Source organism: Paraburkholderia solitsugae (genome assembly GCF_013177695.1).
Classification (GTDB): Bacteria; Pseudomonadota; Gammaproteobacteria; order Burkholderiales; family Burkholderiaceae; genus Paraburkholderia; species Paraburkholderia solitsugae.
The window spans coordinates 37,664-62,845 of the sequence record NZ_WOEY01000152.1 but is presented as its reverse complement, the minus strand read 5'-3'; the positions used below and the strand labels follow the sequence as shown (position 1 = coordinate 62,845).

At 57.2% G+C, this 25,182-nt stretch carries 25 protein-coding genes and 3 pseudogenes; 8 read left to right on the top strand and 20 right to left on the bottom strand.

Annotated features, from left to right (window positions below; translation table 11 throughout):
• Positions 1 to 64: 64 nt before the first annotated feature.
• The 16 genes from GNZ12_RS38200 to GNZ12_RS38130 form a co-directional block, all read right to left on the bottom strand.
• Positions 65 to 831 (bottom strand): IS5 family transposase gene (locus GNZ12_RS38200; protein ID WP_235994029.1). Its coding sequence is split into 2 segments (ribosomal slippage): positions 65 to 534 and positions 534 to 831, totalling 768 coding nucleotides; the frame shifts between segments, so codons are not numbered across the junction.
• A complete protein-coding gene (locus GNZ12_RS45685) occupies positions 832 to 1,254 on the bottom strand; it encodes a transposase (protein ID WP_407947763.1) in 423 nt (140 codons plus the stop codon).
• Positions 1,148 to 1,741: an IS701 family transposase gene (locus GNZ12_RS38195; protein ID WP_407947762.1), complete on the bottom strand. Its 594-nt coding sequence runs from the start codon at positions 1,739 to 1,741 to the stop codon at positions 1,148 to 1,150. Before GNZ12_RS38195 ends, GNZ12_RS45685 begins: the two co-directional genes overlap by 107 nt.
• A gap of 458 nt (positions 1,742 to 2,199) precedes the next feature.
• Entirely contained in the window at positions 2,200 to 2,808 is a 609-nt protein-coding gene (locus tag GNZ12_RS38190; protein WP_172317420.1) for a glutathione S-transferase family protein, read from the bottom strand.
• A gap of 129 nt (positions 2,809 to 2,937) precedes the next feature.
• On the bottom strand, positions 2,938 to 3,786 hold the full coding sequence (fghA, locus tag GNZ12_RS38185; protein ID WP_172317418.1) for an S-formylglutathione hydrolase: 849 nt from the start codon (positions 3,784 to 3,786) through the stop codon (positions 2,938 to 2,940).
• A 35-nt stretch (positions 3,787 to 3,821) separates the two neighbouring features.
• Complete coding sequence (locus GNZ12_RS38180) at positions 3,822 to 4,928, bottom strand: S-(hydroxymethyl)glutathione dehydrogenase/class III alcohol dehydrogenase (RefSeq protein ID WP_063497220.1); 1,107 nt, start codon at positions 4,926 to 4,928, stop codon at positions 3,822 to 3,824.
• 375 nt (positions 4,929 to 5,303) lie between these two features.
• Positions 5,304 to 6,482 (bottom strand): OmpP1/FadL family transporter, encoded by a 1,179-nt coding sequence (locus GNZ12_RS38175; protein ID WP_172317416.1) that lies wholly within the window; start codon positions 6,480 to 6,482, stop codon positions 5,304 to 5,306.
• Positions 6,483 to 6,819: 337 nt separating this feature from the next.
• On the bottom strand, positions 6,820 to 7,851 hold the full coding sequence (locus tag GNZ12_RS38170; protein WP_172317414.1) for a 2Fe-2S iron-sulfur cluster-binding protein: 1,032 nt from the start codon (positions 7,849 to 7,851) through the stop codon (positions 6,820 to 6,822).
• 123 nt (positions 7,852 to 7,974) lie between these two features.
• Positions 7,975 to 8,961 carry an aromatic/alkene monooxygenase hydroxylase subunit beta gene (locus GNZ12_RS38165; protein WP_172317412.1) on the bottom strand — a complete coding sequence of 329 codons (987 nt, stop codon included), beginning with the start codon at positions 8,959 to 8,961 and terminating at the stop codon, positions 7,975 to 7,977.
• 28 nt (positions 8,962 to 8,989) lie between these two features.
• Entirely contained in the window at positions 8,990 to 9,307 is a 318-nt protein-coding gene (locus tag GNZ12_RS38160; protein WP_172317410.1) for an MmoB/DmpM family protein, read from the bottom strand.
• 160 nt (positions 9,308 to 9,467) lie between these two features.
• Positions 9,468 to 9,803, bottom strand: coding sequence for a Rieske 2Fe-2S domain-containing protein (locus GNZ12_RS38155; RefSeq protein ID WP_172317408.1), 336 nt, complete (start codon positions 9,801 to 9,803; stop codon positions 9,468 to 9,470).
• A 37-nt stretch (positions 9,804 to 9,840) separates the two neighbouring features.
• A complete protein-coding gene (locus GNZ12_RS38150; RefSeq protein ID WP_172317406.1) occupies positions 9,841 to 10,122 on the bottom strand; it encodes a toluene-4-monooxygenase system B family protein in 282 nt (93 codons plus the stop codon).
• Between the two features lie 79 nt (positions 10,123 to 10,201).
• Positions 10,202 to 11,695, bottom strand: coding sequence for an aromatic/alkene/methane monooxygenase hydroxylase/oxygenase subunit alpha (locus tag GNZ12_RS38145; RefSeq protein ID WP_172317404.1), 1,494 nt, complete (start codon positions 11,693 to 11,695; stop codon positions 10,202 to 10,204).
• Positions 11,696 to 12,328: 633 nt separating this feature from the next.
• Complete coding sequence (gene catA / locus GNZ12_RS38140) at positions 12,329 to 13,240, bottom strand: catechol 1,2-dioxygenase (protein ID WP_172317402.1); 912 nt, start codon at positions 13,238 to 13,240, stop codon at positions 12,329 to 12,331.
• Positions 13,241 to 13,393: 153 nt separating this feature from the next.
• Positions 13,394 to 14,443 carry an aromatic ring-hydroxylating dioxygenase subunit alpha gene (locus tag GNZ12_RS38135; RefSeq protein WP_172317399.1) on the bottom strand — a complete coding sequence of 350 codons (1,050 nt, stop codon included), beginning with the start codon at positions 14,441 to 14,443 and terminating at the stop codon, positions 13,394 to 13,396.
• A gap of 89 nt (positions 14,444 to 14,532) precedes the next feature.
• On the bottom strand, positions 14,533 to 15,480 hold the full coding sequence (locus tag GNZ12_RS38130) for a PDR/VanB family oxidoreductase (RefSeq protein WP_268959091.1): 948 nt from the start codon (positions 15,478 to 15,480) through the stop codon (positions 14,533 to 14,535).
• Between the two features lie 277 nt (positions 15,481 to 15,757).
• Here GNZ12_RS38130 and GNZ12_RS38125 point away from each other — a divergent pair, with 277 nt between their 5' ends.
• Positions 15,758 to 17,494: a sigma 54-interacting transcriptional regulator gene (locus GNZ12_RS38125; RefSeq protein ID WP_328806133.1), complete on the top strand. Its 1,737-nt coding sequence runs from the start codon at positions 15,758 to 15,760 to the stop codon at positions 17,492 to 17,494.
• 194 nt (positions 17,495 to 17,688) lie between these two features.
• Here the strand turns inward: GNZ12_RS38125 and GNZ12_RS38120 are convergent, their stop codons facing one another.
• Positions 17,689 to 18,012 (bottom strand): phenol hydroxylase subunit, encoded by a 324-nt coding sequence (locus tag GNZ12_RS38120; RefSeq protein ID WP_172317395.1) that lies wholly within the window; start codon positions 18,010 to 18,012, stop codon positions 17,689 to 17,691.
• A gap of 487 nt (positions 18,013 to 18,499) precedes the next feature.
• Between GNZ12_RS38120 and GNZ12_RS38115 the strand changes: the two genes are divergently transcribed.
• A complete protein-coding gene (locus tag GNZ12_RS38115) occupies positions 18,500 to 18,679 on the top strand; it encodes a hypothetical protein (protein ID WP_172317393.1) in 180 nt (59 codons plus the stop codon).
• A 221-nt stretch (positions 18,680 to 18,900) separates the two neighbouring features.
• Here the strand turns inward: GNZ12_RS38115 and GNZ12_RS44780 are convergent.
• Positions 18,901 to 19,050 (bottom strand): annotated as a pseudogene (locus GNZ12_RS44780) (helix-turn-helix domain-containing protein); the annotation flags it as partial.
• 311 nt (positions 19,051 to 19,361) lie between these two features.
• On the opposite strand from GNZ12_RS44780, the gene GNZ12_RS38105 reads away from it, so the two are divergent.
• Entirely contained in the window at positions 19,362 to 19,997 is a 636-nt protein-coding gene (locus GNZ12_RS38105; protein WP_172317389.1) for a hypothetical protein, read from the top strand.
• Positions 19,994 to 21,191 (top strand): annotated as a pseudogene (locus GNZ12_RS38100) (helix-turn-helix domain-containing protein); the annotation flags it as partial. The gene GNZ12_RS38105 and the pseudogene GNZ12_RS38100, both read left to right, overlap by 4 nt.
• On the opposite strand, the gene GNZ12_RS38095 reads toward GNZ12_RS38100, so the two are convergent.
• A complete protein-coding gene (locus tag GNZ12_RS38095; RefSeq protein ID WP_456238567.1) occupies positions 21,185 to 21,472 on the bottom strand; it encodes an MFS transporter in 288 nt (95 codons plus the stop codon). The pseudogene GNZ12_RS38100 and the gene GNZ12_RS38095 sit on opposite strands and share 7 nt — an antisense overlap.
• A 542-nt stretch (positions 21,473 to 22,014) precedes the next feature.
• On the opposite strand from GNZ12_RS38095, the gene GNZ12_RS38090 reads away from it, so the two are divergent.
• The 4 genes from GNZ12_RS38090 to GNZ12_RS44005 all read left to right on the top strand — a co-directional run bounded on the left by GNZ12_RS38090 (position 22,015) and on the right by GNZ12_RS44005 (position 24,399).
• A complete protein-coding gene (locus tag GNZ12_RS38090) occupies positions 22,015 to 23,175 on the top strand; it encodes a methyl-accepting chemotaxis protein (RefSeq protein ID WP_172317387.1) in 1,161 nt (386 codons plus the stop codon).
• A 245-nt stretch (positions 23,176 to 23,420) separates the two neighbouring features.
• Positions 23,421 to 23,633: a helix-turn-helix domain-containing protein gene (locus GNZ12_RS44015; protein WP_216673528.1), complete on the top strand. Its 213-nt coding sequence runs from the start codon at positions 23,421 to 23,423 to the stop codon at positions 23,631 to 23,633.
• 18 nt (positions 23,634 to 23,651) lie between these two features.
• Complete coding sequence (locus GNZ12_RS44010) at positions 23,652 to 23,834, top strand: helix-turn-helix domain-containing protein (protein WP_216673527.1); 183 nt, start codon at positions 23,652 to 23,654, stop codon at positions 23,832 to 23,834.
• Positions 23,835 to 23,859: 25 nt separating this feature from the next.
• Positions 23,860 to 24,399: a transposase gene (locus GNZ12_RS44005; RefSeq protein ID WP_216673526.1), complete on the top strand. Its 540-nt coding sequence runs from the start codon at positions 23,860 to 23,862 to the stop codon at positions 24,397 to 24,399.
• 53 nt (positions 24,400 to 24,452) lie between these two features.
• Here GNZ12_RS44005 and GNZ12_RS38080 read toward each other — a convergent pair.
• Positions 24,453 to 25,169, bottom strand: a pseudogene (locus GNZ12_RS38080) (acyl-CoA dehydrogenase family protein); the annotation flags it as partial.
• Between the last annotated feature and the right edge of the window lie 13 nt (positions 25,170 to 25,182).

The following is a 25,182-nucleotide window of genomic DNA, read 5'->3' as shown; positions in this document are numbered from 1 at the left end:
CTCTTTGTCCAGGAGCGGCCCTTCCGAGGTTGCGGCAACGATCGTTCGCTCCTAAGAGCCGGATTCAAAAAGGCTGCTCCGTCCGTCTCAAGATGTTCCAGCAGACGAGGGAGCAACCGAGTTTAATAAATGCTTCGTGAATGTCGGCACGATGTTCGAAGCGAATGCGAAGACGACGGAAGTTGTCAAGCCACGCATGAGTACGTTCGACAACCCAGCGGAATTTGCCCAGACCACTGCCGTGCTCCGTCCGGCGCTTGGCAATCACCGCCTTGATGCCGCGCTCGCGAAGCTTCTGGCGATGCGTCTCTGAGTCGTACCCACGGTCTGCGTAGATGACTTTGGGCTTCTGAAGAGGTCGGCCACGTACGCCGCGAATCGGTGGAATGGCGTCAACCAGTGGCAGCAATTGGATGACGTCGTTGCGATTCGCGCCTGTCAGGATCGCGCTGACGGGGACGCCATTGGCGTCTACCAGGACGTGGTGCTTGGAACCTGGTCGCGCGCGATCCGTAGGGTTCGGACCAGTTTTTAGCCCGCCCCAACGGCTCGCACAGATGAAGAGTCGACCACTGCTCGCGACAAGTCCAGTTCGCCTGCCTCACGTAACTTCGCCATCAGTAGCTCGTGCAATCGCTTCCACACACCCGCCTTCCGCCAATCGCGCAACCGTCTCCAGCAGGTTGAGCCAGAGCCAAACCCCAATTTGGTCGACAGGTCGCGCCAGCGACTACCGGACTTAAGTACGAACAGGATGCCGTTCAGTGCAGCCCTGTTCGCAACCGGCAACCGGCCTGGATACTTCTTGCGCCGTGGTTTTGGCGTCGGCAGCTATGGCTCGATCAGTGCCCACAGTTCGTCATCAACAATCGGCGCGCCCATCCTCGTCCCCTCCAAAAAACAGGCTGCCGTAATGGATGCGGTTGATCCTGAGGTCAGCGCCCAATCATACAGGCGCTCGCCTTTGGCTCCGGCACCAGCCGACAGGCGTCGCCGTGCACGCGCCGGCAGGGCTTCTGCGATCCGGTCTGCCCGTACGTAATCTGGACCATGCCACCACAGGGGTTCGTTCTTCGCGATGGCCAGCACGAAAGACTGGCCACGCGACTCGAGCCATAGCCGCAGGTGCCGCTCGCTGTAGACTTCGTCACCCGTGACCCAGCCACACGGCACACCTGCGTCCAGTGCCCGCTCGAGCATGCTGCGCGCGAGTTGCGACTTCGTTGCAAACTCCACCGACCCCGGGGATGCCAGCCGCCTCGCAGCGCGCACGGTCGTCGGTCCACGCCTTGGGCACATACAGCTCGCGGTCAATAAACGCGCTACCGCCACCACCGGCATAGCAAAGAAACACGCCGCTCTGGCTGTTCTCGATACGGCCCGCCGTACCACTGTACTGGCGTTGCACACCGGCCGAGTGCTGCCCCTTCTTGACGAAACCGGTCTCATCCACGATGAGCACCGCGTCACGCTCGCCCAGTTGTTCGACTACATAGCTGCGCAGCACATCGCGTGCGGCATCAGCATCCCACTGAGCCCGTTCCAGCAGGTGCTGCACGCCGTCTGGTGTCGCTTCGCCGATCCATTCGGCGAGTTGCCAGCCGTTCTTGCGCTCGACTGTGCCCAGCAAGCCCTTCAGGTACGCGAGCGACCGCTGTCGGGGCTCGGGCCCGCCTGAACAGCTCTCCGAGCCGCTCGTGCAGTGCCTCCAGTTCACGTTCCCACGCTTTTGCAGTCGCATGCGTCTTTTTCTCATGTAGGAATACCAATTACTACAAGTGTAGCGAAAAAATCTACGGCTGTAGTACTAAGCAATCTCGCCGGGATCACGGATTCATTGTGAATAGAATCGGTTAGCCGGCCTTCGAGACCTCGTTCAAATAATGGCGGGCACGGGTTGTCAGTCTCGCATACTACAAGCAGAGCGTATCCTTGATACCGGGATCGTCGGTCACGTTGATTGTCATTGGCGATCCGAAAGTCGTCAAAACCCGAGATGCCCTACCGGCTCATCCGATTTGCACCAGAGCCGGTGGCGAAAACGATGACAACGTGCGACGGAAACATGGCGGCGGCACATTTGCTCGGTATCGGGCGAACTCAAGTTGTCCAAAGCGCCCGTAAAACATGGCAGTAACGCATCGGCAGATTTTTGCACGAGCGTGGCAGCGCACGACGCTGTCCCGCCCGGACTGACGATTAACTGTTAGCCGAAATGCCTGGCATCGGAACAAATCGCGGCAGAGAAGTGATACGCTCGATCCACTTTCTGACGTTCGCGTATGGAGTAAGGTCGATTCCACCTTCCCCTGCGAGCGCGGTGTACGGGAAGCACGCGATGTCAGCGATCGTCGGGTGACCCAATTCGAGCCATTCCCTGTTGGCCAAATGCGCGTCCAGGATGCCGAACACGCGCCTAGCACCGGCCTGCAGCTTTTCGAGATCGAGCGGATAGTCCAGAATCTTGACGAGGCGAGCGCCTGCCGAATTCATAATTTCGCCGCCGCCAGTGGACAACCACTGTGAGATCTGCCCAGCACTCCTTGCATCCTCTGGATACCACGTATCGCTTGCATCATATTTCTTCGCGAGATAAACGAGGATTGCCTGTGCGTCGCGAAGACGCAGATCGCCGTCCTCGAGAATCGGAATCTCACCGAACGGGTTCAGACCAAGATACTTGTTGTTCTTGTGCTCTTTGCCAACAAAATCAACTTTCTCCTTTTGATACTCCACACCGACGATATTCAGAAACAAACGAATCTTGTAGCAGCTACCTGACAGCTCAAAATCATAAAGTTTGATCAATTTGAAGTCTCCGTGAAACCTGTTAAAAAACTGTCGGATGATGGACCGATGTCCAACCTATGCCGGTCAGACGTGTTCGGACGCACCAGGTCGGTGGTACTGTGCGCTTCTGCACGATGATGTGCTGATCTAGGTCAGGATACTTGCGTGATGAGCGATGTGGTCTCCTATGAAGGACTGGACGAAGTAGTAGCCGTGGTCGTAGCCGACATAACGGCGAAGAGTGAGAAGCTGATTTCTGGCAGCACACGCGGCATCAAAGACGTCGGGATACAGTTGCTCTGAGAGAAAGGAGTCGGCGAGCCCCTGATCAATCAGGATTGGACTTTCAAAAGGGCGTGCCGCGGTTGCGACCAGTTCGCTCGCATCATATTCACGCCAGGCTTCGCGATCCTCGCCGAGATAGGCAGAGAAAGCCTTTTCGCCCCACGGGCACCGTGAAGGTGCGGCGATCGGCGCGAACGCCGACACTGACCGGTAAATTTCCGGGTTGCGCAGCGCCAACACCAACGCGCCGTGACCACCCATCGAATGCCCGAAGATGCCTAGGCGCGCACCGTCCACTGGCAGATTCGCGAGCACCGTCTCGCGCAGTTCATCGCGCACATACGAGTACATCCGATAGTGCTTCGCCCACGGCTGCTGCGTCGCGTTGACGTAAAAGCCCGCGCCCACGCCGAAGTCCCACGCCGCGCTTTCGCCCGGCACGCCCGCACCGCGCGGGCTGGTGTCCGGCGCGATCAGCGCGATGCCGTGCTGCGCCGCGAAGCGCTGCGCGCCCGCCTTGACCGGGAAGGTTTCTTCCGTGCAAGTCAGGCCGGCGAGATAGAACAGCGCGGGCACGTTCGCGTTGGCCTGCAAAGCCTGCGGCGGCAGATACACCGAGAAGCGCATCGGCAGACCGACGGCCTGCGAGTCGTGCCGGTAGATCCGCTGCTCGCCGCCATGGCAGGCATGCGACGACAATAGTTCATGCATCGACATGCTCCTTTCTGTGCCGGGTCGGTGACGTATTAGTACAGCACGACCGAGCGGATCGACTCGCCCTTCTTCATCAGATCGAAGCCTTCGTTGATGCGCTCGAGCGGCAGACGATGCGTGATCAGGTCGTCGATATTGATCTTGCCTTCCATGTACCAGTCGACGATCTTCGGCACATCCGTGCGGCCGCGCGCACCACCGAATGCCGAGCCCTTCCACTCGCGGCCCGTCACCAGTTGGAACGGGCGTGTGCTGATCTCTTCACCCGCCGCCGCCACGCCGATAATGAATGACTGACCCCAGCCCTTGTGCGTGCACTCCAGCGCCTGACGCATCACCTTCGTGTTGCCGATGCATTCGAACGAATAGTCTGCCCCGCCGTCGGTGAGTTGCACGATGTGGTCAACCACGTTCTCGACTTCGTTCGGGTTGATGAAGTGGGTCATGCCGAATTTCTTCGCCAACTCGATGCGGCCCGGGTTGATATCGACGCCGATGATCTTGTCCGCGCCGACCATCTTCGCACCCTGGATCACATTCAGGCCGATGCCGCCGAGACCAAACACCACCACGTTCGCGCCCGCTTCGACCTTCGCCGAATACACCACAGCGCCGACGCCCGTCGTCACGCCGCAGCCGATGTAGCAGATCTTGTCGAACGGCGCGTCTTCACGCACCTTCGCGACCGCGATTTCCGGCACGACGATGTAGTTCGAAAACGTGGACGTGCCCATGTAGTGAAACAGCGGCTTGCCGTCCAGCGAGAAGCGCGACGTGGCATCGGGCATCAGGCCGCGGCCTTGCGTCGAACGGATCGCCTGACAAAGATTGGTCTTGCGCGACAGACAGAATTTGCACTGACGGCATTCCGGGGTGTAAAGCGGAATGACGTGGTCGCCCTTCTTCAACGTGCCGACACCCGGCCCCACATCGACGATCACGCCCGCGCCTTCGTGGCCGAGAATCGCCGGGAAGATCCCTTCCGGATCGGCGCCCGAGAGCGTGTAGTAGTCGGTGTGGCAAATACCCGTCGCTTTCACTTCAATCAGGACTTCACCGGCGCGCGGACCTTCCAGATCCACTTCTTCGATCGTCAACGGGGCGCCTGCTTTCCATGCGATTGCTGCTTTGGTTTTCATAGAGATCCTTCAATGGGGTTTGTCGCCGTCAGCTTCCGACACTTGGAAAATATTCGACACATAATTCGATTCGCCTCTGGTATTCAGAACGGCGAGGGCAAAGCATTTCCGATGTCCAACCAGCAAGCCGTGAGCTCGTGGCTCGTGAAATCGACAACAGGCCGAAAGCGCTACACAGGCATTACTGATGGTGCATGGACCATAACTACGCGTAATTGCTATTCGCTCTTCACGCCGCGCTCCTCCTTGATGAGACTTTCCAGCTCTCGGCGAATTTTGGCGTTGCAATATCATTCGGCATCGCGACCGATCAAACTTTTTTCATGAGTACGAGGCCGAGCGAAAGCGTGCCCGCGACGGCAGTCGCGGGCATAGTTAGAACTTGTGCGTGTAACCGATTGTGTATTGCTGAAAGTTGGTCGATATGTTCGTGCCTTTGCTCGGCCCGGTCCCCACCACCGTTCTCGGGATATCGTATTCGAGCGCCAATGTCAGGGAATTCCTTTTGTCGAAAGAATAAGTGGCGCCGACTGTCACTGCCCGATCATCGATCCCGTTCGCGTAGTAATTGGCTAATGTATGGTCCGAGTCCATAAACGAATTGGCGACGCTGAACCCAGTTCGGGCAGTCCATTTGTCGTTGATCTCGTACGCTACGCCGATGCGAACTACGTTCTGGTCGTGCCAGTTGAAACTGGCTGGGGTGTTGAAACCGGCTGCCTGACTCCACAAGATCCGCTCGTAGTCCAGACCAAGCGTGAGACGTGGCAGAGGTCGAACGGAAACACCAACGCCATACTTCGACGGACTGTCCAGATGGCCCCCGCTCGATGCCAATAAATCGTCCTTGTAACCAGAAAGTGGGCTAAACCAGGTTTTTGTATAGTACGATGCACCCAAACTCACCATCGGGACTGGATTCCAAAGCACACCGAATCCCGCGCCTATACCTGTTGCATATGAGGTTCCATGGCTTGGCAAAGCCACCGGCCCGTCAGCGCCCGGCGCCAATACACCGCTTGCCCGGAATTGCTCAAGACCTAGCACGAGCGAGGCGCCTAGTGAAAGGGTCGGCACCGGCTTGTATGTGATCGTGGGACTCGTGTTGATTATGATCAGATTCGACTTCGCTGTACCGGCGCCGGGTATCGGAAGTGCCGGTTCACCATACTTGGCCCCCAGTCCAGCCCCGGTCACAGAAACGCCAACCGTCCACTGGGGGCCGAGTTGGTAGTTAAATCCCATTCCAAAGGCAGGCTCGATGATGCGCGAGAACTGCTGGTTGGTGGTCGTCCCAAACGTCGCATTTGACTCGACTGAAATCAGGAAGCCGTAGAGGTCTATCCGGGTACCCACGTTCGCCATTCCAGCAGGATTGTCAGCGGCAACGGTCGCATCCTGGGGCAACGCGATCGATACTCCCCCCATGCCCGCCGCAGTCGGTCCATTTGCTGTCATTTCAGCACCATTGTTTGCGAACGCCGAAGTTGTCGCCAAGCTTAATCCAAAAAATAGTAGTCCGAATTTTACTGTTTGATTAATGTACTTTTCCATCGTTGTCTCCGTGATTGTTTTAAATATCTACGTCGCCAGATTCGTCACCCTATTTACCTTCCTCTCCCACGTATCACACCATCAGCACATGGGGGTGTCGGTTGCATCGGGTATTGAATCAAACATTGTCAACCCAGCGAACTGATACAGATTCGGGTGATAGCAAAGTTCGACGATCGAAGGTGCCCCACGTCGAACTAAATATCGCCGGGTGCATATCTTCAAGCGATCAGGCGTCCGCTTCCAGAGCCTCGCCACCATTCATGAATGGTTTCCCGAAGGTCGGCGACGGCATCATCTTCTGTGACCCATAGGAAAGTCAGTTTGTGAGGTATTCTCAAAAGAATCGGTCGAAGTGAATCTGCTCAAACGGTACCTGATATTCCACCATCAACATCTCCTGCAAGGCTTGTGACATGGGTGGAGGACCTGCAAAATAAAACTCCAGATCCTTGAGGCGACCAGCAAGAGTCCGACGAACGAGCTCATGCACGAAACCGATCTCCCCCTTCCAGACTGAATCGGATCCCTCCTCGGGCAGCGAGACGATCGGGTAATATTGGATGCGCTCACTGTACCCCGGCAGCCTCCGAAGGAAATGATCGCCACAAATGTCACGTGGAGCTCGTCCGCCGTAAAAGAAATGCAGTTGGCGGCTGTCAAGCATCCCCGCCTCGGCCGCCCCACGTGCGATGGACACCACGGGCGCGAGACCCGATCCCCCCGCCACACAAACGATGTCCCGGGGACTCTCCGTGCGCAGGAAGGCCAACCCGTAGGGTCCATCGACTTCGAGTGAGTCGCCCGGCCTGAGATGCTCCATAAGGTAGGTGCTGCCTTTGCCAGTCAACACCCGCCGGATCTGGAAATGCCACTCGCCCTGGGGATTGGGTGTGTTGGACATCGAGTAAGCGCGCGCCCCCTCCACGCCAGGCAGTTGCATGAGCGCGTACTGCCCCGGCAAGAACTCGGCCGGGCCTTCACCGACGAACCTGAACTCCGTGATGTCGTGCGTCACCTGCGACGCCTCAACAAACCGGGCACGAAATACACGGGGAGGTACCTTCGGGCGATATGGCGCCGTCGCGGTTACCTTGATGCGGATATCACTTCTGGCCACGCACTGGCACGCAAGATACCGGTTCCGACGCCGGTCGCGGTCGGTAAGACCGGGGGCTTGCGGCCACAACACATCTACCTCTCCTTCCAGCAACTCGAAGCGGCAGCTTCCGCAGCCCCCCGAATGGCACTCATATGGAAAGCCAACGCCGGCATGGAGCGCCGACCGTAAGAGTGACCTGTGGCCTTCGCGTTGACGGAATGACTCGCCATCCTCCGCGCCGTGAATCTGTACCGTAAAGTCGTTCATGACTCCATTTCCTTCTCGCCCCCGAACCTTTTAAATTCCACTCGGCTCGGGGGAATGCAATCTCAGATGGACCCCTTTGTGTACCGGAGGCCCCAATGAGGACGCAGAATGCCGGAGCCCCAATTAGAGCCCGAGTCCCCGGCGAAACTCGCGCGTTGCTTCCCTGGCCGCCTCGGCTGCATCAGGCACATCGACAAGCGCTCCACAGTAGGCATCAATCGCATTGTCGGCGAGCGGCTCCCACTTGGCGATCCAAGCCCCGATTACCTCCCGGTTGCCGTCTTTCTCCAGCGCCATCTTCACTAGTGCGGTCGCCCATCGACGATGGCGCGCTGCGTCAAGAAGTTGCGCATCGGTCAAGAGCCCAAGCAGCGTGTCGCCGTTGTGGCGGGCAGATTCGCCGAGCTTTCGCAGCACGGCTTCCTCAACCGCAGGCTTCACTATCAGGTTGAGCGCAACGAAAGATTCCGCCCAGTCCCACGTGACCAGTACTCTTTCCACGAGTTCACGGAAACTCAGCCACGCGGGGTCGGTCTCCCAATATTCTCGCTCGTTGCGCCCGAATCCCTTGTCTTCGAATGTAAGGGACATTTCCTTCGTGCGGTAAGCCGTATGGCTCAGCCAGCGGAGCGAGTCCGCCATCTGAAAAAAAGCGCAGTTTGTGATGGTGCTCGCCGGGGCCATCTGTCCGACGTAGGCGGAATTCATCTGCAACGTATGGAACAAATATCGTGCAGGGGTATAAAGTCTCGCCAGGGTACCCGCCCAGGGCTTCTCCAGAGATTTGTCGTGCTCACGGGTGTTGAACTGATCGAACAATCCAAAGACGTAAGCCTCCTGGCCGTCCTGCATCATGTTATAGGTGCGATAGACGACTTCCTCCGGGTCTCGAAACCCGTTCCAGTTATCGTGCCTGAGCGAGCTCTCGTTTCGATACTGTCTGTACCATCGATTCATGAACAGATCGGGATCGAGCTCAAACGGTGCATTGGCGTCACGAGTACTGTAGTGCAGATTGGTGGATACGATCTCGTATTCGCTGGGCTTGCGGCGACGGGCTGCCAGGTGGCTCCACGTCTTCAGTGGCTTCAGAACTTGCACGTCTGACATAACGTTCTCCTGTTTAAATGCGTGGTGCTCAAACGCGCTTCTCGAAATAAAATCGGACGTACTCGGGATCGGTTTGAATCCGTCCGGCGAACGAGCTCAGCTCGACTTCCAGGTCCGACATCTTGAACTGGCGACCCAGCGCCTGCTCAATCGTCGCGCGGCGAATGATCATCTCGCCATCGGTATCGATCCGAACATAGGCCCGTTTGTCGTCCACCCGGATTTCCTTCCCCGGGTTGTCTTCGCGCGCTGCCTCCGCCACCGCCTCGGCCAGTTCACCTGCGCGCATCACCGGCCCCACCTGATTGTTGAGGTGCGCGACACCCAGCTCCCTATTGCCAGCCATATCTTGTCTCCTTCCGTAATATGTTGTTTCATCATTGACGCAACGCCTTCCCAAGCTAGTGCCGCAACAGCCGTTGCCGTTCGACAAAAGGCAGGCTGCAAACGCCCCATGCGGTTTCGCGAGTCAATATTGCGTTAAGGTGGAGGCGTTCCCGCCTTCCTCAGGTGTGGGCGAAAAGAGGCTTGATGCCCTCAGCGTCGACGAACACCTCGTTCCCTTCGATCCTCACCGGATACTGCGCCAAGGCACAGTCTCCAGGATTGATGCCCTTCCCGGAGCAGGCGTCAAACTGCCACAAATGCGCTCTGCAAATCAGGACTTTGCCGTCGAACTGGCCCTCAACAAGGGGAATGTCCTGATGCGGACAACTCGCCTGAAAAGACTTCAGGTCTCCGCCTTCGGGCCAGACAAGCAGCACCTCCTGCCCATCCACCTCAAACGATTCCATCTCGCCCTCCCAGAGATCATCGAGCGAGCACACTCTCTTGAATGCCACGATTCTCACTTCCTATCAAAACGTGAATCTCGGTTTCCTAGACGTTTGCGCACAACGCTTCGGGCGATTCCCAGACGAACTCGAGACATTCCATCGGCTTGAGCCCAGTCTCAGAAACCCTGGTCGTCCTGGCAAACAACTCTTTGCTGCCTTGCTTGCGCACACGGATCACGTGCCCCGGCCTGAGCTTCACCCGCCTCCCAACGGAGTGATGCGCAGCTGCAGCGGCCACCTCATCCATGGTGTTTTCGGTGTCCACCGCCACCAGTTGCAACACGAAGTCGCCTTCAAAATTGGAAATCAAAGGAAACATAGCCATGGTCGATCCCTCCAGTCTGGTTGTATTGCCTGCGGGGACAGCGACCCTCCCCGCCTCCGCAGGTTTCTCTGAGTTACTCTCAGCCCGCCTTTTTCATACGCATCTGCTTATAGACGTCGATCCAGGCGTAGTCGTGTGCATCGTCGCCACTCTCGCCCGGTGCGAGGTCCATGTAGGCCAAGGCGCCGCCGAGGTTCATTGGCTGGATCAATCCGGCCAGGAAGCGATCTACCACGCTCAAGTGATCTGCATAGCGTTCAGGTTCCTGCTCGAAAATCCATCGGTCGGGTTCAGAGCCGAAGTGATAAAGCCGCCCGTTGTATTCAAGCGGAAAATCCTGAACCGCCCCGGGCGTGTAGTTGATTGGGAGGTTGCACATGTTGCAGACGATCGGCAAGGTTTCCGGGAAAGTAAGGTCGCGCCGGCCTTCCACGAGGTTGTCGATGATCACGTCCCAGCACTCGCCCCACGTCGCATTCCAGCCCGGATACTTTTCTTCGAGCCAGTCCCGCTCCGCCGGTGTCACACCCGCCGCAGGGTTCCACCAGAGCGTGGGCCGCCAGTACCAGGCGCCCAAGTGCATGCCATGATGCTGTTCGTCAAGCTGTTGCAGGAAGATATCCCAGTACCAAGGTTTTTCTAACCCGAGATCGGCGATAGAGCGCTCAAACTGCTCGACTATCCACTCCTGCATGAATTCCCTGAAGGACTGCTTGCGGTGTTCGAGAGGGGTGTAGTAGTCCATGATTGGACCGGTGAGTATCGAAAACAACCGCCACGCGCGCCAGAACGCGATGTCGACCTTTTTTTGTGCCTCGTCCTTCTTTCCGTTTTCAATCAGGACTTGCAGCGCAGGGCCGCCAATCTGGGCATGACGTGATTCATCGGTCTGAATACTCGAGATCAGGCTCGAAAAGGTAAAGTCACCTGCCTCCGCTGCATCTGCTGCTAGTCCCAGAAACTGCATATTGGTGAAGCCGGTCTCGAACCCGAAGGTGAGCATGATGGCGACACTGATTGCATCACGCGCCATCATGATGTCGTCGAAGAAGTGCCGTGACGCGATCACCGCCCATTCGTTCGTGTCGAAAGCTTTGTGCGCCCAATCGAACTGCCTGTCCTTTGAGACGTACTCGTGCGGAAAGTAGAGTTGGATCTGTGCATGGCGAATTTCATCCATGCTCCCGAGCGTCGCCATGTTTCGCATGCCCGGCGCCTTGGAGAAACGCATCATCCGCGCTTCGGCAGTAGCACCGGCATACTCGGCGCGGGGAATGGCGCCGTAGTGCGCCTTCAACACCGATAGCCAGCCCGGATCGGCGTTCTCGAACATCTTGCTACGCTCAAGGGCAGCCTTGACCGAGTATGCGCCAGCGTCCTTCTCTCGCTGGACTTTTACGTACTCCGGATAAGTCTGCTTGTAGGGCTCGTCGTAGGTCTCCCATTTCTCCATGGGAATGTCGAAGCTGCCACTCAGCTCCGGCGGAAACAGTTCATCCTCCGTGACATACTTCGGCGTCCAGTTGGTCGTTCTGGCAATGTCGTACCAGTCCATCCGATTCAATACAGCCATGGTTCGTCTCCTAAATTGTCGGGCCAGCTGGCCCACTCCATGCAATTCATGGCATCAATGCTCGCGAAAATCACATTCGCTATATGCGCGGCGCATTCGCAATCTAATATCAGCTGACATTCTTCATTCGCGCGTAGCTCTCGCACGCAACGAAGACTGGAGAGCATCGGGTCCTGGTGTGGCGAATTCAACGTTCATCGAATTTCAGCTGACACGCATTGCCGGCCGCTCTCGACTCGGTGGGAATATGCGCCACGCGCCATCCTGGTGACGAAAAAAGAACAACGCAATGGGACCTGCCGCCGTTAATGTCTCGACGCATACATAGCATTCGTGTTTGGATCGTCTGTTTCTGAACCTAGTGACCCGAACCCCGTTCGCAGGATTCGGAGCGAGCCAGTGCTCGACCATCACGCGCAACGAGTTTTTCGCGCTATTCACGACTCCTCCTTCATCTAACTTGCTGCTACGGTCCTGCTCTCGCACGTTTGACACAACTTGTCCCACGCTGGCCGAGTCCGCTCCGTCAATTGCATTGTTTAATTGCGAACTTCTAACTCTAGACACTTCAGTCTCTTGGACTGGTCTCGTGGCACATGCCTTGTTACACTGGTAAAAAGTCCTGCCTTGCCGTCAAATTGCTTCGGCACGTGCGCGCTGTACTTCAGCTACCGGCAGGTCGTTGCGATCGTTCAAAAGGGTAAAGTCAAATTCAATCAGCGCAAATCCGCCATCAATGCCGTAAGGTTTGCCGTCAGAGGCATCTGCTCGCAACAGATTCGGAACCAGACCATTCCGCGTAGCGAATGCAAAGTCATCCCACAGATAGGGGTCGCCGTCGATGTTGATTTGCGTAGTGAGCTTGCGATGGCCAGGGGCGGAGACAAAGAAGTGAATATGTGCCGGTCGATGCCCGTGGCGACCGAGCAGGTTCAATAGTTGCTGGGTCTTGCCTTGCGGCGGAACGCTGTATCCAACAGGGACGACACTGCGGAAGCTATAGTAGCCTTCTGCATCCGTGCGGATAGACCCACGCAGGTTGAACGTCGACTGCGATTTATCGAAGTGGGAGTAGTTCCCCAGATGGTTCGCGTGCCATACTTCAACGAGTGCGTTTGCCAGAGGCCTGCCCTCTCCCCCGAACACCTGCCCTCGCATTACGAGCGTCTCACCAGGGCCGCTTCCGTCATCCAGGCGCGCGTGTCCCTTTGATTCAGGCGCTCCGGCGACATAGAGTGGGCCTTCAATGGTTCGGGGCGTCCCACCTTCCAGGCCCAAGGTGGCTTCCGCTTCATCAAGGCGTACATCCAGGAAGTGCTCAAAGCCCAATCCCGCAGCGAGCAGTCCAAGCTCTCCGCTTTGTCCCGCCTCTCCAAGATAGTTCAGCGCCGTCCAGAACTCATCTGGCGTTACATCAAGGTCATCAATTGTGTAGAAGAGATCTCGCACAATGCGATTGACGATTGTCTTGGTCCGCGAGTTTCCTTCGTTGATTGCACTCTCGTCAATTTTGTCGAGAAGCGTGTCGATGGATTTCTTGTCCATGGTATCGAATTCAAATAGCTCATTGAGAGGAGATGACGACAGGCTGCTAGCTACTGTCCCTTAGCGGGGAAATCCTTCGCCAAATCCTCTTGCGTCGTTCCTGCGTAAGCGAACGCTGACCGTTTGCTGCCTCTTTCCTTCGAGGCGCTCTATTCACGAGTCGTTCGTACGTGCCTCATCATCAATCAGGCGCTTCAGTAGGCGGCGGACTTTAACCGGGGCGACGTCGTTCGACATCAGTACGGGGTCCAGTTCAAAGAATTCGGATGTCCCCATCTCATCTTGCACAGCCCTGATGATTGGCCCATCTTCGTCTTCAAAAGCCTGATGCATGGCCTTAATCTTGATGGCGTTATATTCGCCATCCTCTTCGTTATGGTTACGACGGGTAGCAAAAAAATAGTGCGTGCTGAACTGGCTTTCGGGCGTTGTTGTATGCAAGTCGTACTGGCCGATGCATTCATCAAACGATTTCTCGCCCTGAACCGCCCCAACAGATAGTTGGATATTGGCGGGCGGCGTCCAGGTGATGTTGAAGTAATGGTCAGCTTCCTCCCGTGGTTGCGAGAGGAAGTTAGCGAAGATCATCATCGCCGGTGTCTGCTTCCATTCCCACCTTGCAACTATTGCGCGATCGAGTTCCTGGACCTTCGGCACCACGGGTGAAAGTTTCCCGCGCGTGGAGATGATTTCGCCATGTACGTGGTCGATATGGCTCAAGTCCATGACGTTATCTATGATCAGTTCATAGTTCACAGGCATGTGCATGTAGGTATATCCGATGCCATTCGGGTGCCCCTCATCCAGCGGACCGAAGTCCGGAAGTCGCTCGTAGTCTGGCTGCTCCTCGGCCATCCAGATCCATAGAAAACCGAATCGCTCGACCAACGGGAACTGCCTCACCTGGGCGGCCTGCGGGATATGTCCGTTTCCGTGTGGATTCTTTGTACATTTCCCGGAACAATCGAACTGAAGCGCGTGATATCGACAGGCAACTTCGTCTCCGTGTCTCGTTCCCAGATGCAGGGGTGCAAACCGATGTGGGCAGCGGTTATGCAATGCCACAGGCGTTCCATCCTGCTTTCTGTACATCAGAACCGACGTATCCAGAATCGTGCGGTGGAACAGCGCCTCGGGCCCGACTTCCGTGGACAGCGCTGCGACGTACCAGGCGTTGAGCAAATAGGTGGGGTTGCTTTTCATGTCTCACTCTCTCTTATTTACTGGGGGTAATTGGGAAAACTTCACGTGATTCGAATGTCAGGAGTTCCCCGGTACGACACGGCCGGTAGCTAGTAGTCGACTACCAGCTGGGCTGACTTCGCTCGCGAACAGCAAGGCGTGAAACAGTCGTTTGCTGCCTTCGCCTCGTCGCTGAAAAACGCGTCCCGGTGGTCAGGCACACCATCCAGAACGCGAATCGCGCAGGTGCCGCAGAAACCCTGCTCACAGGAAACAGGTACAGTAATTCCGTGCAATGCCAATGCCTGAACGACGGTTTGTTCCGACGTAACCGGTACAACTCTTCCTGTGCTTGCAAGCACCACTTCGAAGGGGCGATCCTTTCCTTCGTCGATAGTGCCCGCAGCGAAGTACTCTTTATGGACGCATCTATCCGCCCAGCCTGCGCCGTTCGCGGACTGAATCACGTAATCCATGAATCCCTTTGGTCCGCACACATATAGGTGTGTCTCGGGAGAGGGAGCGCGTAGTACGGCGCTCACGTCGAGGTTCCCGCGCCCGTGGTCGTCATCGATATAGACACGCACGCGGTTGGCAAAAGCGGAAGATTGAATGCGTTCAAGAAATGCTGTTCTGGCAACCGAACGCGAGCAGTAGTGCAACTCGAACGAGGCACCCCTTCGCGCCAGATGCTCTGCCATGCTGAGGATGGGGGTCACCCCTATCCCACCCGCGACAAGTATTGAGTGACGTGCATTGACAAGAGGAAACATATTTCTCGGCTCGCTGATTCGCACGGTGTCTCCTCGCAGGAGGTCAATGTGCGCGCTACGCGACCCTCCTCGCCCGGAAGGTTCGAGGAGAACCGCAATCTCATAGCGTTTCCGCTCATCGGGAGAATTGCAAAGCGAGTACTGTCGAATCAACCCGTTAGGCAGGGCGATGTCGATGTGCGAGCCGGCGGTGAACGGCGGGAGAAGGTCCTCTGGCGAGGCCCGGAATTCGAAGAGCATGACGCCCTCCGCAATCGCGGTCTTTGCGGTTACCTGGACCTGCAGCCAGTCACTGCAGGAGGTAGTTTGAATGCTCACTTGTCGTCTCCGTATGTTGGCCTCTAACGTCTTGCTAATGAAACAAGACCGTGCCTTGTGCGGACATATAAGCAACTAGCGGGCCAACGCACGATAACCTTCCGCAACTCACTGATTTATAGGTGTTTGCCAGAACAAACACGCTTATGCCCTTGATCTTTTCCCGGGCGTGTTTCAGCATTTGCGGAAACACAGGAAGAGAGGCTTTCTGCTTTTCTGGAAAGATGAGATTTGGAGTAAACAAGTGAAGAAAACGCCATCCGCCTCAAGAAACAGATCAAATGACGCAGGCGAAAGAACGAGTGATGCCGATGGTCTCGTATCGCTTGCTGAGCATCTGCACTTCTCGCCACATGCAGGACACATACAACTGTTCGACCAGCGCATGCTGCTTATGCATGCGTCACCGTTTGCGGAGTTGCGTCGCGAGCTAATAGGGCTCGCCGGCATGGATAAGGCGCGTGAAGTGCTGATGCGGCAAGGCTATGCACAAGGGTTTGCAGATGGGCAGCGAGTGCGCGCGCTTCCAGGTCGTGGCCTTGATGACGCATTGATCCTGGGACCCCGCCTGCGAGAGATTGAGGGCTTTGTGCATAACCAGGCTCGAGAAGCCATGGAGTTCGACATCGAGCGTGGCCAGTTCAGTGGAGACTATCTGTGGTTGTCATCGTGGGAGGCGCAAGCTCATTTGAACCAGTTTGGGATCAGCGGCTCGCCCGCCTGCTGGATGATGACCGGCTACGCCGACGGTTATTGCACCGCTGTGACGGGAGTGCCGATTCATTGGCGCGAGATAGAATGTGTGGCGATGGGCCATGCACGTTGCCGCGTCATCGGCCGCCCCCTGAAAGAGTGGGATGCAACGGACGCAGAAGACATGCGGTACCTCCAAATCGATGCCTTCGTCGATGCACCGCAGAGCTACCGCGATTCGCCTGTGAGCGCAGCGTTCGAGGGATTCGTTGGCATTTCGGCCGGTTTCAATGCTGTCGCGAACCTGGTCAGACGAGTGGCACCGACGGACTCAACCGTGTTATTTCGCGGCGAGAGCGGAGTCGGCAAAGAATGCTTTGCTCGCGCGCTACACTCAATAAGCCCACGAGCCGACCACCCGATGGTCTCAGTCAATTGCGCCGCGATCCCTCCCGACCTTGTTGAGGCAGAATTGTTCGGCGTAGAGAAAGGCGCATTCACCGGCGCAGATCAGGCGCGCCCTGGGCGCTTTGAGCGGGCGGATGGCGGCACGCTATTCCTGGACGAAATCGCAAGCTTGTCGCTGCAAGCGCAAGGAAAAGTACTGCGAGCACTGCAGGAGCGGGAAATCGAACGGGTAGGCGGTACTCAGGTGCGTAAGGTCGACGTACGGATTGTCGCTGCGGCAAACGTCGATCTGCGCGACGAAATGGAAGCGGGCCGCTTCAGACATGACCTTTTCTATAGACTCAACGTCTTCCCCATCGAGATTCCGCCGCTACGGGACCGTCGCGAGGACATTCCTGTACTTGCGGCGCTCTTCCTCAAGAACAGCGTAGCTCGCTGCCGGAAGGAAGTCAGCGGACTTACTGCACGAGCGTATGGTGCACTGCTAGACTACAACTGGCCAGGCAATGTACGTGAGCTTGAGAACATTATTGAACGCGGTGTGATTCTGGCTGACACCGGAGGAAGCATCGACGTGAACCATCTCTTCGCCGGAGGCGAAAAGGTGAGTGGAACTTCTTTCAGCTTAGGTGAGCAAGGAGATTTGCTGGCGACGTCAGGCCCTGGCCACGGGGGGAAATCGGACCAGCAAAGGCTTTTGGCTGACAGTCTATTGGACCTGCTGCCCTCGTTCGAGCATATAGAGACGTTACTGTTTGAGCGAGCAATGGAGCGCAGCGGAGGAAACGTATCTGCTGCCGCACGGCTGCTCCAATTGCGCAGAGGACAAGTAGAGTACCGATTGAGGAAGCGCACGGAGGAACTCAACGGCCATTCCTAGATACTATCGAACGTCCCGAAAGTAAGAGCCCTGGAGTAAAACGAGTTTTCCCACATCCGTTTTTCGAAAGGAGCATGCAAATGGATGCACCTGTCACCCCCCGGGAAGGGTGAGATACAACGATCGTCGGCCAGCTGTATGTCGCCTTCGAACTGGGCACGCAAATCAGGCAACTGCTGGCTGGACTGCTGCGTTCACCAGTATCGCCGCCTGGCTTCTGTCACGTCGCCGGCTCTCACTTTTCTCAATGACCGCGGGCCACGTCGGGCAACGCAAGCGGATTGTCCGGCAAAGCGCCAGTGTTCGCGTGAGCGGTCGAACTCAACACCGCCGCCGCCGAGCGTCCGTACTTCGTTGATGTGGCAGAAGCTGCCGGACCTTGCGCAGTCCATGATCAGTCCGACGGCGATAGCTGGATCGCCGACCGCGAAATCGAATTCGACATAACTGCCGTCGCACCACGCTGTGATGCGGACGAAGAGTTGGTTGCTAGGGAACAGCGGTTGCGGAAGGTTCATCGTTTCATCCGTTCGTGCCCTTGCGCACGGGATGTGCAAGGCGCGTTTTGGGTGGAAAGGCAGGTCTGCTCAAAAAATCGCCGTTCGCAGCAGCGCGGAGAAAACCTGAATCATCAAATTGTGAAACGAAGCGGGCCGCCTTGTTCATTTGGCGAAACCAGCCGGCGAGCCCCACCGAAGAGGCGGTTTCACGGCTAGTAGCGATTTGTGCAGATGCGTGGGCGGGGCTTGCTGTTGCGCACTTGAAGATGCGTTGACGGCATGTGGTTTGGCGTTGCGGGCGATCGCGCAGTGCAATACCGCGCCAGTCCTTTTACGCTCGATAAATTCGTCAAATGACCAACAGCGATCGGACCTTTGCGGGATCGACAGTCCGGCACGGCGATCATCTGGGCGGTTTACGTGTTGGCACGTCACTTGCGTGGTTAACAGCAGCTAAACGCTAACCGGTGCAACCGGTCGTCGAATCAACCACACGGTGACGAACATGAACATCATCGAGATCGCCAGACAATCCGGCATGCTTGTCCTGCTAGACGCCAAGATCGGCCATGAGGAATATCACAGCATCAGCGCGTCATTGAGCGCACTGGAGCGATTCGCCGCCGCGGTACGTGAGAGCGCCACAGCCGGCGATGCAAGCCACGGCACGGGGATCTCCGGGTAAATCCAGTGCGCCCAGCGCGTGCGAAAGTGCAGGGATCAGGTGTCGCCCAACAGTCCAATCTTGCCGCGATTACACCATCGATAGGCACCTTCCGCCGAGATACCGGTCCACCTCTTCTAACTACGGCTAAATGCGCTGTGCTGAGGGTAAGCGCGCAGTAATGCCATCCCGGCGGTGCCCGGGCGCGAATCGCGTAGACACGAGTCCGCCATCTGCTTGCGCACGGTAGCGCGAGGAAGCGCTGTATCGGTCAACAACCTCTTCGCCAAAAGGAGGCGTTGCGTTAGGATGAACTCGACTGCGGATAGGCCATATTCGGTGGCAGAGATACGTCGTAGATGCCGTTCAGTGACACCGACTCGGTTCGCCAAGTCTTCGAGGGTAAAGGAACGGTAACTTCGTCAGGCAGGGCGGTTGGACCAAGCCTCCCGGTATCGCATCAGCGATACCGGATTCCGATTTTCACACCGTCTCACCACTCAGGGTCCGTCAGCCTGTAGCAGCCGTCGAACGTAATAAATGTGTCACCGCCGCTACCTAGCAACTACGGTCGAAAACGCGGGCATGTTGACACTTTTACTAGCGCACCGAACGTAGTGAATGTGTCAATTCGCGTAAGTCCGTATTAAATTTGTCAACTCGCCTCCTACACTTCGAATCCCGTCCGTAAGGCCTTAATCTTATGGCAAATTCTCTGCACATTCCGCTGCCAGTCGCGGTCGCGCGTCCGCGTGGCGCTCACCGGTTCGAAGCGTTCAGCCCAAAGCTCGCCCGCCGCGTCATGTTCTACAGGCGTCCGCTGCTCGACCAATGGTTGCTCCTTGAGACAAACCCGAAAGTAATCGCGTTCTGCGAACGCCCTGGCTACGTAGTAGTCAATGGATCCCGACGTCTGGCCGACTTTTGGGTCCGATATTTTGGTCACCAAGAGTTAGTTATCCTTATTTATTCTGAACTTGACATCTTGAGTGCAGCATCGCCCCGCGTCTGTGAAGACAATGAATTGCCGATCCGGTTTTTCGCCCCGGCCGAACTGGCTGCTGCGCGTGTGTGGCTCGACAACTGGCAACAAATGCTCCCCTACCTCGTCACCAGCATTGGACTTGTCCCGTTAAAGCTGGCCGCGACGATTGTCCACTTCCTGAAGCAGGCTAAACGGTTGCTCGATATCGAGCGGGAATTTTCGTCCACCGATCCCGCTCTGGTTCGCGCGACCCTATTTGGTCTGCTTCATGACGGCCGGGTCAGCTCATGCGAGCTACAAACCCAACCTCTGTCCCTGCTCACACCATTCGTGGCCGCGGAGGAAACGTTATGAATCGCCGCAGACCAGATCTGCAGATGATCGATGCGAGCGCGTGGCCTACGGTCGCCTATACCGGGTTTGATCAGTCGACGCGGAACAGGTTCGAGATGCGCCAGCAGGCCATATTGCGCTTTATCGCGGGAGAATCGATCAAGGAAATCGAGAAGTCCACCGGTGTCAATCGCCGTCAGTTGTACCGCTGGCTCGAACGTGCGCAGGCACAACATCCTGACGGACGACCTTTCGGGTTCCGGGCCGTCGTTCGCTACATGAGAATCGCGGAATATGAACGCGTGCGCGACGTCCAAGTGAACGGTCATGATGGCAGTAGAGGCGCCGCTGGCGCATTGACGCAACTTTTCGAGCGCTATCCGGCGCTTGCAGGATGGCTGCTTCTCCAAGTCAAACGTCGCAGGGTACATCTTGAGCAGATACATACCGACGGTCATTTAAAAACCCGCGTACGTGGTCTGAAATCGCTACACGGTGATTTTCTGAGCCAATGTCGCTCGGTAGGGCTGACGGCAGGCGACTATCCGTTTAACACAGCCGACCGTGCGATCCGTTCGTTGTCGCGACGCTTGAAAGTGGAGATGTTGCGCACGTTTGCCACAGCGGCCCGCTCCGCCGGAGCGTCGCACCTCAAGGGGTTGCCTGGCCTCGACGCTGTACGTGCATCCGCAGCGACGCGTCCATACCAGGTCGTTGAATTCGACGGGCACCGGCTCGACATCCGGCTCAAGGTTGTCGTGCACGATGCGCTCGGCTTTGCCCACGAATTTGAGATGGAAAGGGTTTAGCTCCTGGCGATCATAGATGTGTGTACTCGCGCCGTGCTCGGTTACCACATTGCGTTGACCCAAAGAATACAGCCGCTACGACGTCATCAAGACAATCGAGAATGCGCTCGAACCTCACCACGCCCAAGCGTTCACGATCGGTGGCCTTGCCCGTGGAGCACAGGACGGGTTCCCGTCGGAACGTCTGCCCGAACTGGCGTATGCCACCTGGGAATGGATCAAGCTCGACAACGCAAAGGCAAATCTCGCGAATGACACTGTGACGGCACTATGCGAGTTCGTTGGTTGCCTGGTTGACGCCGGACCCAGATACAGTCCCGATGAACGACCTTATATCGAGCGATTCTTCGGCACCATCGCCAGTCGCCTCTCGTCGCGATTGCCTGGCTACACCGGGTCTCAGCCGCCCATGCCGAGCCCGGCGATGAATCGCAAAGCCAGAATCTGCGCGGTGCTACTCGCGCAGGCCGTAAGCAGCGACGCAACGCTGAACACAGCGACGCCACCGAGCAGCGCCGGACGGCGGCCGACCCTGTCGCCGATCAGACCCAACGTCATCGCGCCGATCGTCATGCCGAGCGTCCCGGCGATCAGGATGGGCGCAAGATCTCCCGGACGCAAGCCGAACGTCGCGACAATCGCCGGGCCAGTAAAAGCGATGGCCTGTGTGTCGAAACCGTCGAACACCGCGGTTAAAAAGCAAAGAAGGAAGATGCCCCACTGATAGAGCCGAAGCGGCTCGCGATCAATGAGCGATGCGATGTCGAGATGCTTGTTCAAGATGTCTCCGTGCGTGCGCGACGGCGTCGCTTTTGTTTTATGTCGATCAGCAAGTGACCGGGAGTATGAGAAGCCGCTTTATTCCGCCAATGCTGATTGGGTCTGCTTTCATACCGTCAGGGTATGGGGTGCTGGTGATCCAGTACCGGTATCGCCTAACTTATTGACTTGCACGGTATCCTGACCCAAAACGCCCTCGCGGCCTGGGGTAAACGTGCATGCAGAAACCTTAACGTCAGTCGTAATCAAGGCGCCAGGCTAACGCCTACGGTGAGTATCGACATGTCAGTGCCTGCACATGCTGATATGAATTCTGGTAAGTTCAATGCCCGCATTCCGGTACAACTGGCTCCAGGAATAGCACTTCGAAACAAGTCTCGCCGTGTCGCACTCTATGCCTGGTCATCTCTTCATGACGCAGTCGCGTCGTCAATCACGAAGGAAACGAAGTGCAGAAATTTGTCTTCACGATCAGACTCAAGTTCATGCTCGCGTTCGGCACCTGGGCAACACTGATGTTCGTCCTCGGACTGGTGGGCATGGTCGGACTATGGGGCCTCGACGCGAACGCCGCTTCGTCATACAGCTCGTTGCTGACGAGTCTGATTGCGGTGGCGTCAATAGGATGTGCCGTCGCAATCTACTGTGGCGTCCATCTGCACCGTGTCGTATGCGGTGGGCTGAACCGCATGGGTAGGAAATTTGAGGAGATTGGGACGACCCTTGACTTGTCAAAGCGGTCTTCGAGTCCGCGCATGGACGAGTTCGGTCGCGCAGCCGTCGCGTTCGACAAGCTGATGCGTCGCGTAGCCGAAACCGTGTCTGCCGTGCGTTTATCGACTGATTCGGTTGCTACCTCTACGCGCGAGTTCGCTGCCGGAAACCTTGACCTTTCTGCACGCACAGAAGAACAAGCTGCGTCGCTGGAGGAGACCGCATCCAGCATGACGCAACTGACCGAAACGGTAAAGCAGAACGCTGACAATGCGCGTCAGGCAAATGCACTCGCCACGAATGCCACTGAAATCGCTGACACAGGCAGCGATGTCGTTCAAGCTATGGTTGCCACGATTGAGAGAATCAACAGTAGCTCGAACAAGATCTCCGAAATCACGGGCGTGATCGAAGGGATTGCGTTCCAGACAAATATTCTCGCGCTCAATGCCGCTGTGGAAGCGGCACGGGCTGGCGAACAAGGAAGAGGCTTTGCGGTTGTGGCCAGTGAGGTTCGTAGTCTGGCTCAGCGATCTGCGTCTGCGGCAAAGGAAATCAAGGACTTGATTGCCTCATCTGTAGCCACAATTCAGGATGGCTCGCAACACGCCGTAGACGTGAGCACGGCGATGGGCGAGATTAGAAGTGCTATCAAGCGTGTTTCCGAAATGGTCGGTGAAATCGCTGGTGCGTCGGAAGAGCAGAGTCGTGGCATAGAACAAGTCAACCAGGCCGTCAATCAGATGGACCAGGTGACTCAGCAGAATGCGACGCTGGTCGAGGAGGCGGCAGCGGCGGCCCAGTCGCTCGAGGAACACGCTGCCAAACTGAAAATTGCAGTTTCGTCATTCAAGCTCCCTAAGACAACGGGCTTCTCGGTGGCAATCGACACGTAGTCCGCCGAGTGTCTTCTTTGGAACATGCCGGACTGCGGCTTCGGGGTTGGCGTTCGCGTTCAAGTTTGCCGGAAGCGGAAATTCCCGGCGGATGGTCGTCGCACAGACTTACTCATACTGACCTGTGCACCAAATAGTGCGTAGTGCGTTAAACGGGCACGAGTACGAAAACTGATGCCAGGAAGTTGGATGGAGCCACGCAAGCCCACCTGAGAAAGCTGGTGGTGAAAGCGGTGCGTGGCGGAATGACGCAGACCACGGCGGCGTCGACCTTTGGCGTAAGTCTGCGTGCGGTAAGCAAATGGATGAGGCTTTCCAGAGAAGGCGGATTGCGCGCGCTGAAACCTGGCAAACGGGGCCGACGTTCTGGAGGCGGGCGATTGAACGCCAGGCAAGCAGCGCGGATTCGTGCGTTGATCGTCAGCAAGATGCCTGACCAGTTGGCGATGCCGTTCTAACTCTGGACGCGGAAGTCCGTGGCGAGTCTGATTGAGCGGGAGTACGGGGTCACGGTTTCGCCGACGACGGCCGGGCGTTATCACAAGGCGTGGGGCATGAGTGCCCAGAAGCCGGCGCGGCGCGCCTACGAAAGAAACGACGAGGCCATTGCTCGCTGGCTGAGCGAGGACTATCCGAAGCTCGTCAAGGAAGCGGGATAAGGCAACGATCTATTGGGGCGACGAGATGGGGCTGCGCAGCGACCATGTAAGCGGAAAGAGCTTTGCCCCGGTGGGACAAACGCCGCTGGTGCGCGCCACCGGAAAACGTTTTGGCTGCAACATGATCTCGGCGATCACCAATCGCGGGGCGCTGGCCTTCATTGTCTTCGAGGGAAAGTTTCAGAACGCGGTGTTCATCGAATTCATGAAGCGCATGCTCAAGCAGGCCACACGAAAAATCTACCTGATCGTCGATGGTCATCCCGTGCATCGGTCCGCTGCGGCGAAGAAGTTCGTCGCCGAAAACGCTACGCGCCTGCGTCTGATCCGACTGCCGGGGTACTGTCCCGAATTGAACCCCGACGAATTGCTCAACCAGGACGTGAAAACAAACGCCATCGGAAAGAGCCGATCTGCCAACAAGGCTGAGATGATCGACAGCGTTCGCCGCCATCTACATCGCCGGCAGAAGCAGCCTCGTGTGATTCGGAACCTGTTTCAGGAAAAGCATGTTCGCTACGCCGCTTCATCAAAGATACGCACTATTTACTGGCCTAGTCAGTAACAGTCCCGCGCTGAGGTTGCAACGTTGCTAGCAAATTTTTCCCAACTACTTCGTTTGACATCCGGGAACGCGTTTTCCGTGAGACAGAAGACCTCGTCCATCACGATTTCGCCGGTAATGCACGCGCGCAGCCCGACCTTGCCGTGAATCGCCGTTGCCGACAGGCCCTTCCACTCCTTCTCGAGCACGAAACCGCGGATTTCGTCGGCATCGTCCCTGGCCCATACGACGAACACATCAGCGACCGGACTGTTGGTAATCCACATCTTTGCGCCACTGAGCCGATAACTGCCTTCGACCTTGCGCGCACGCGTCACCATGCTGCCCGGATCGGAGCCGTGATTCGGCCCGGTCAGTCCGAAGCAGCCGATGTACTCGCCCGTCGCGAGCTTCGGCAGATACTTCTGCCGGGTCGCCTCGTTGCCGAACTCGTTGATCGGCACCATCACGAGCGAACTTTGCACGCCCATCATCGAACGGTAGCCCGAATCGACCGCCTCTACCTCGCGCGCGATCAGGGCGTAGCTCACGTAGTTGAGGCCAGCACCGCCATAGGACTCAGGAATCGTCGCGCCGAGCAGGCCCAGTTCGCCCATCTCGCGGAAGATTGCAGGATCGGTCTATTCATGACGGAACGCCAGCAGGACACGCGGCGCCAGCTTGTCCTGGCAGTCGCGCGCGGCGTCGCGAATCTGGCGTTCGTCCTCGTTCAGTTGCCTGTGGAGCAGAAAGGGATCGTCCCAAACGAAGGACGCGCGGCTGCTAGTCATGAAGCTCTCTCTC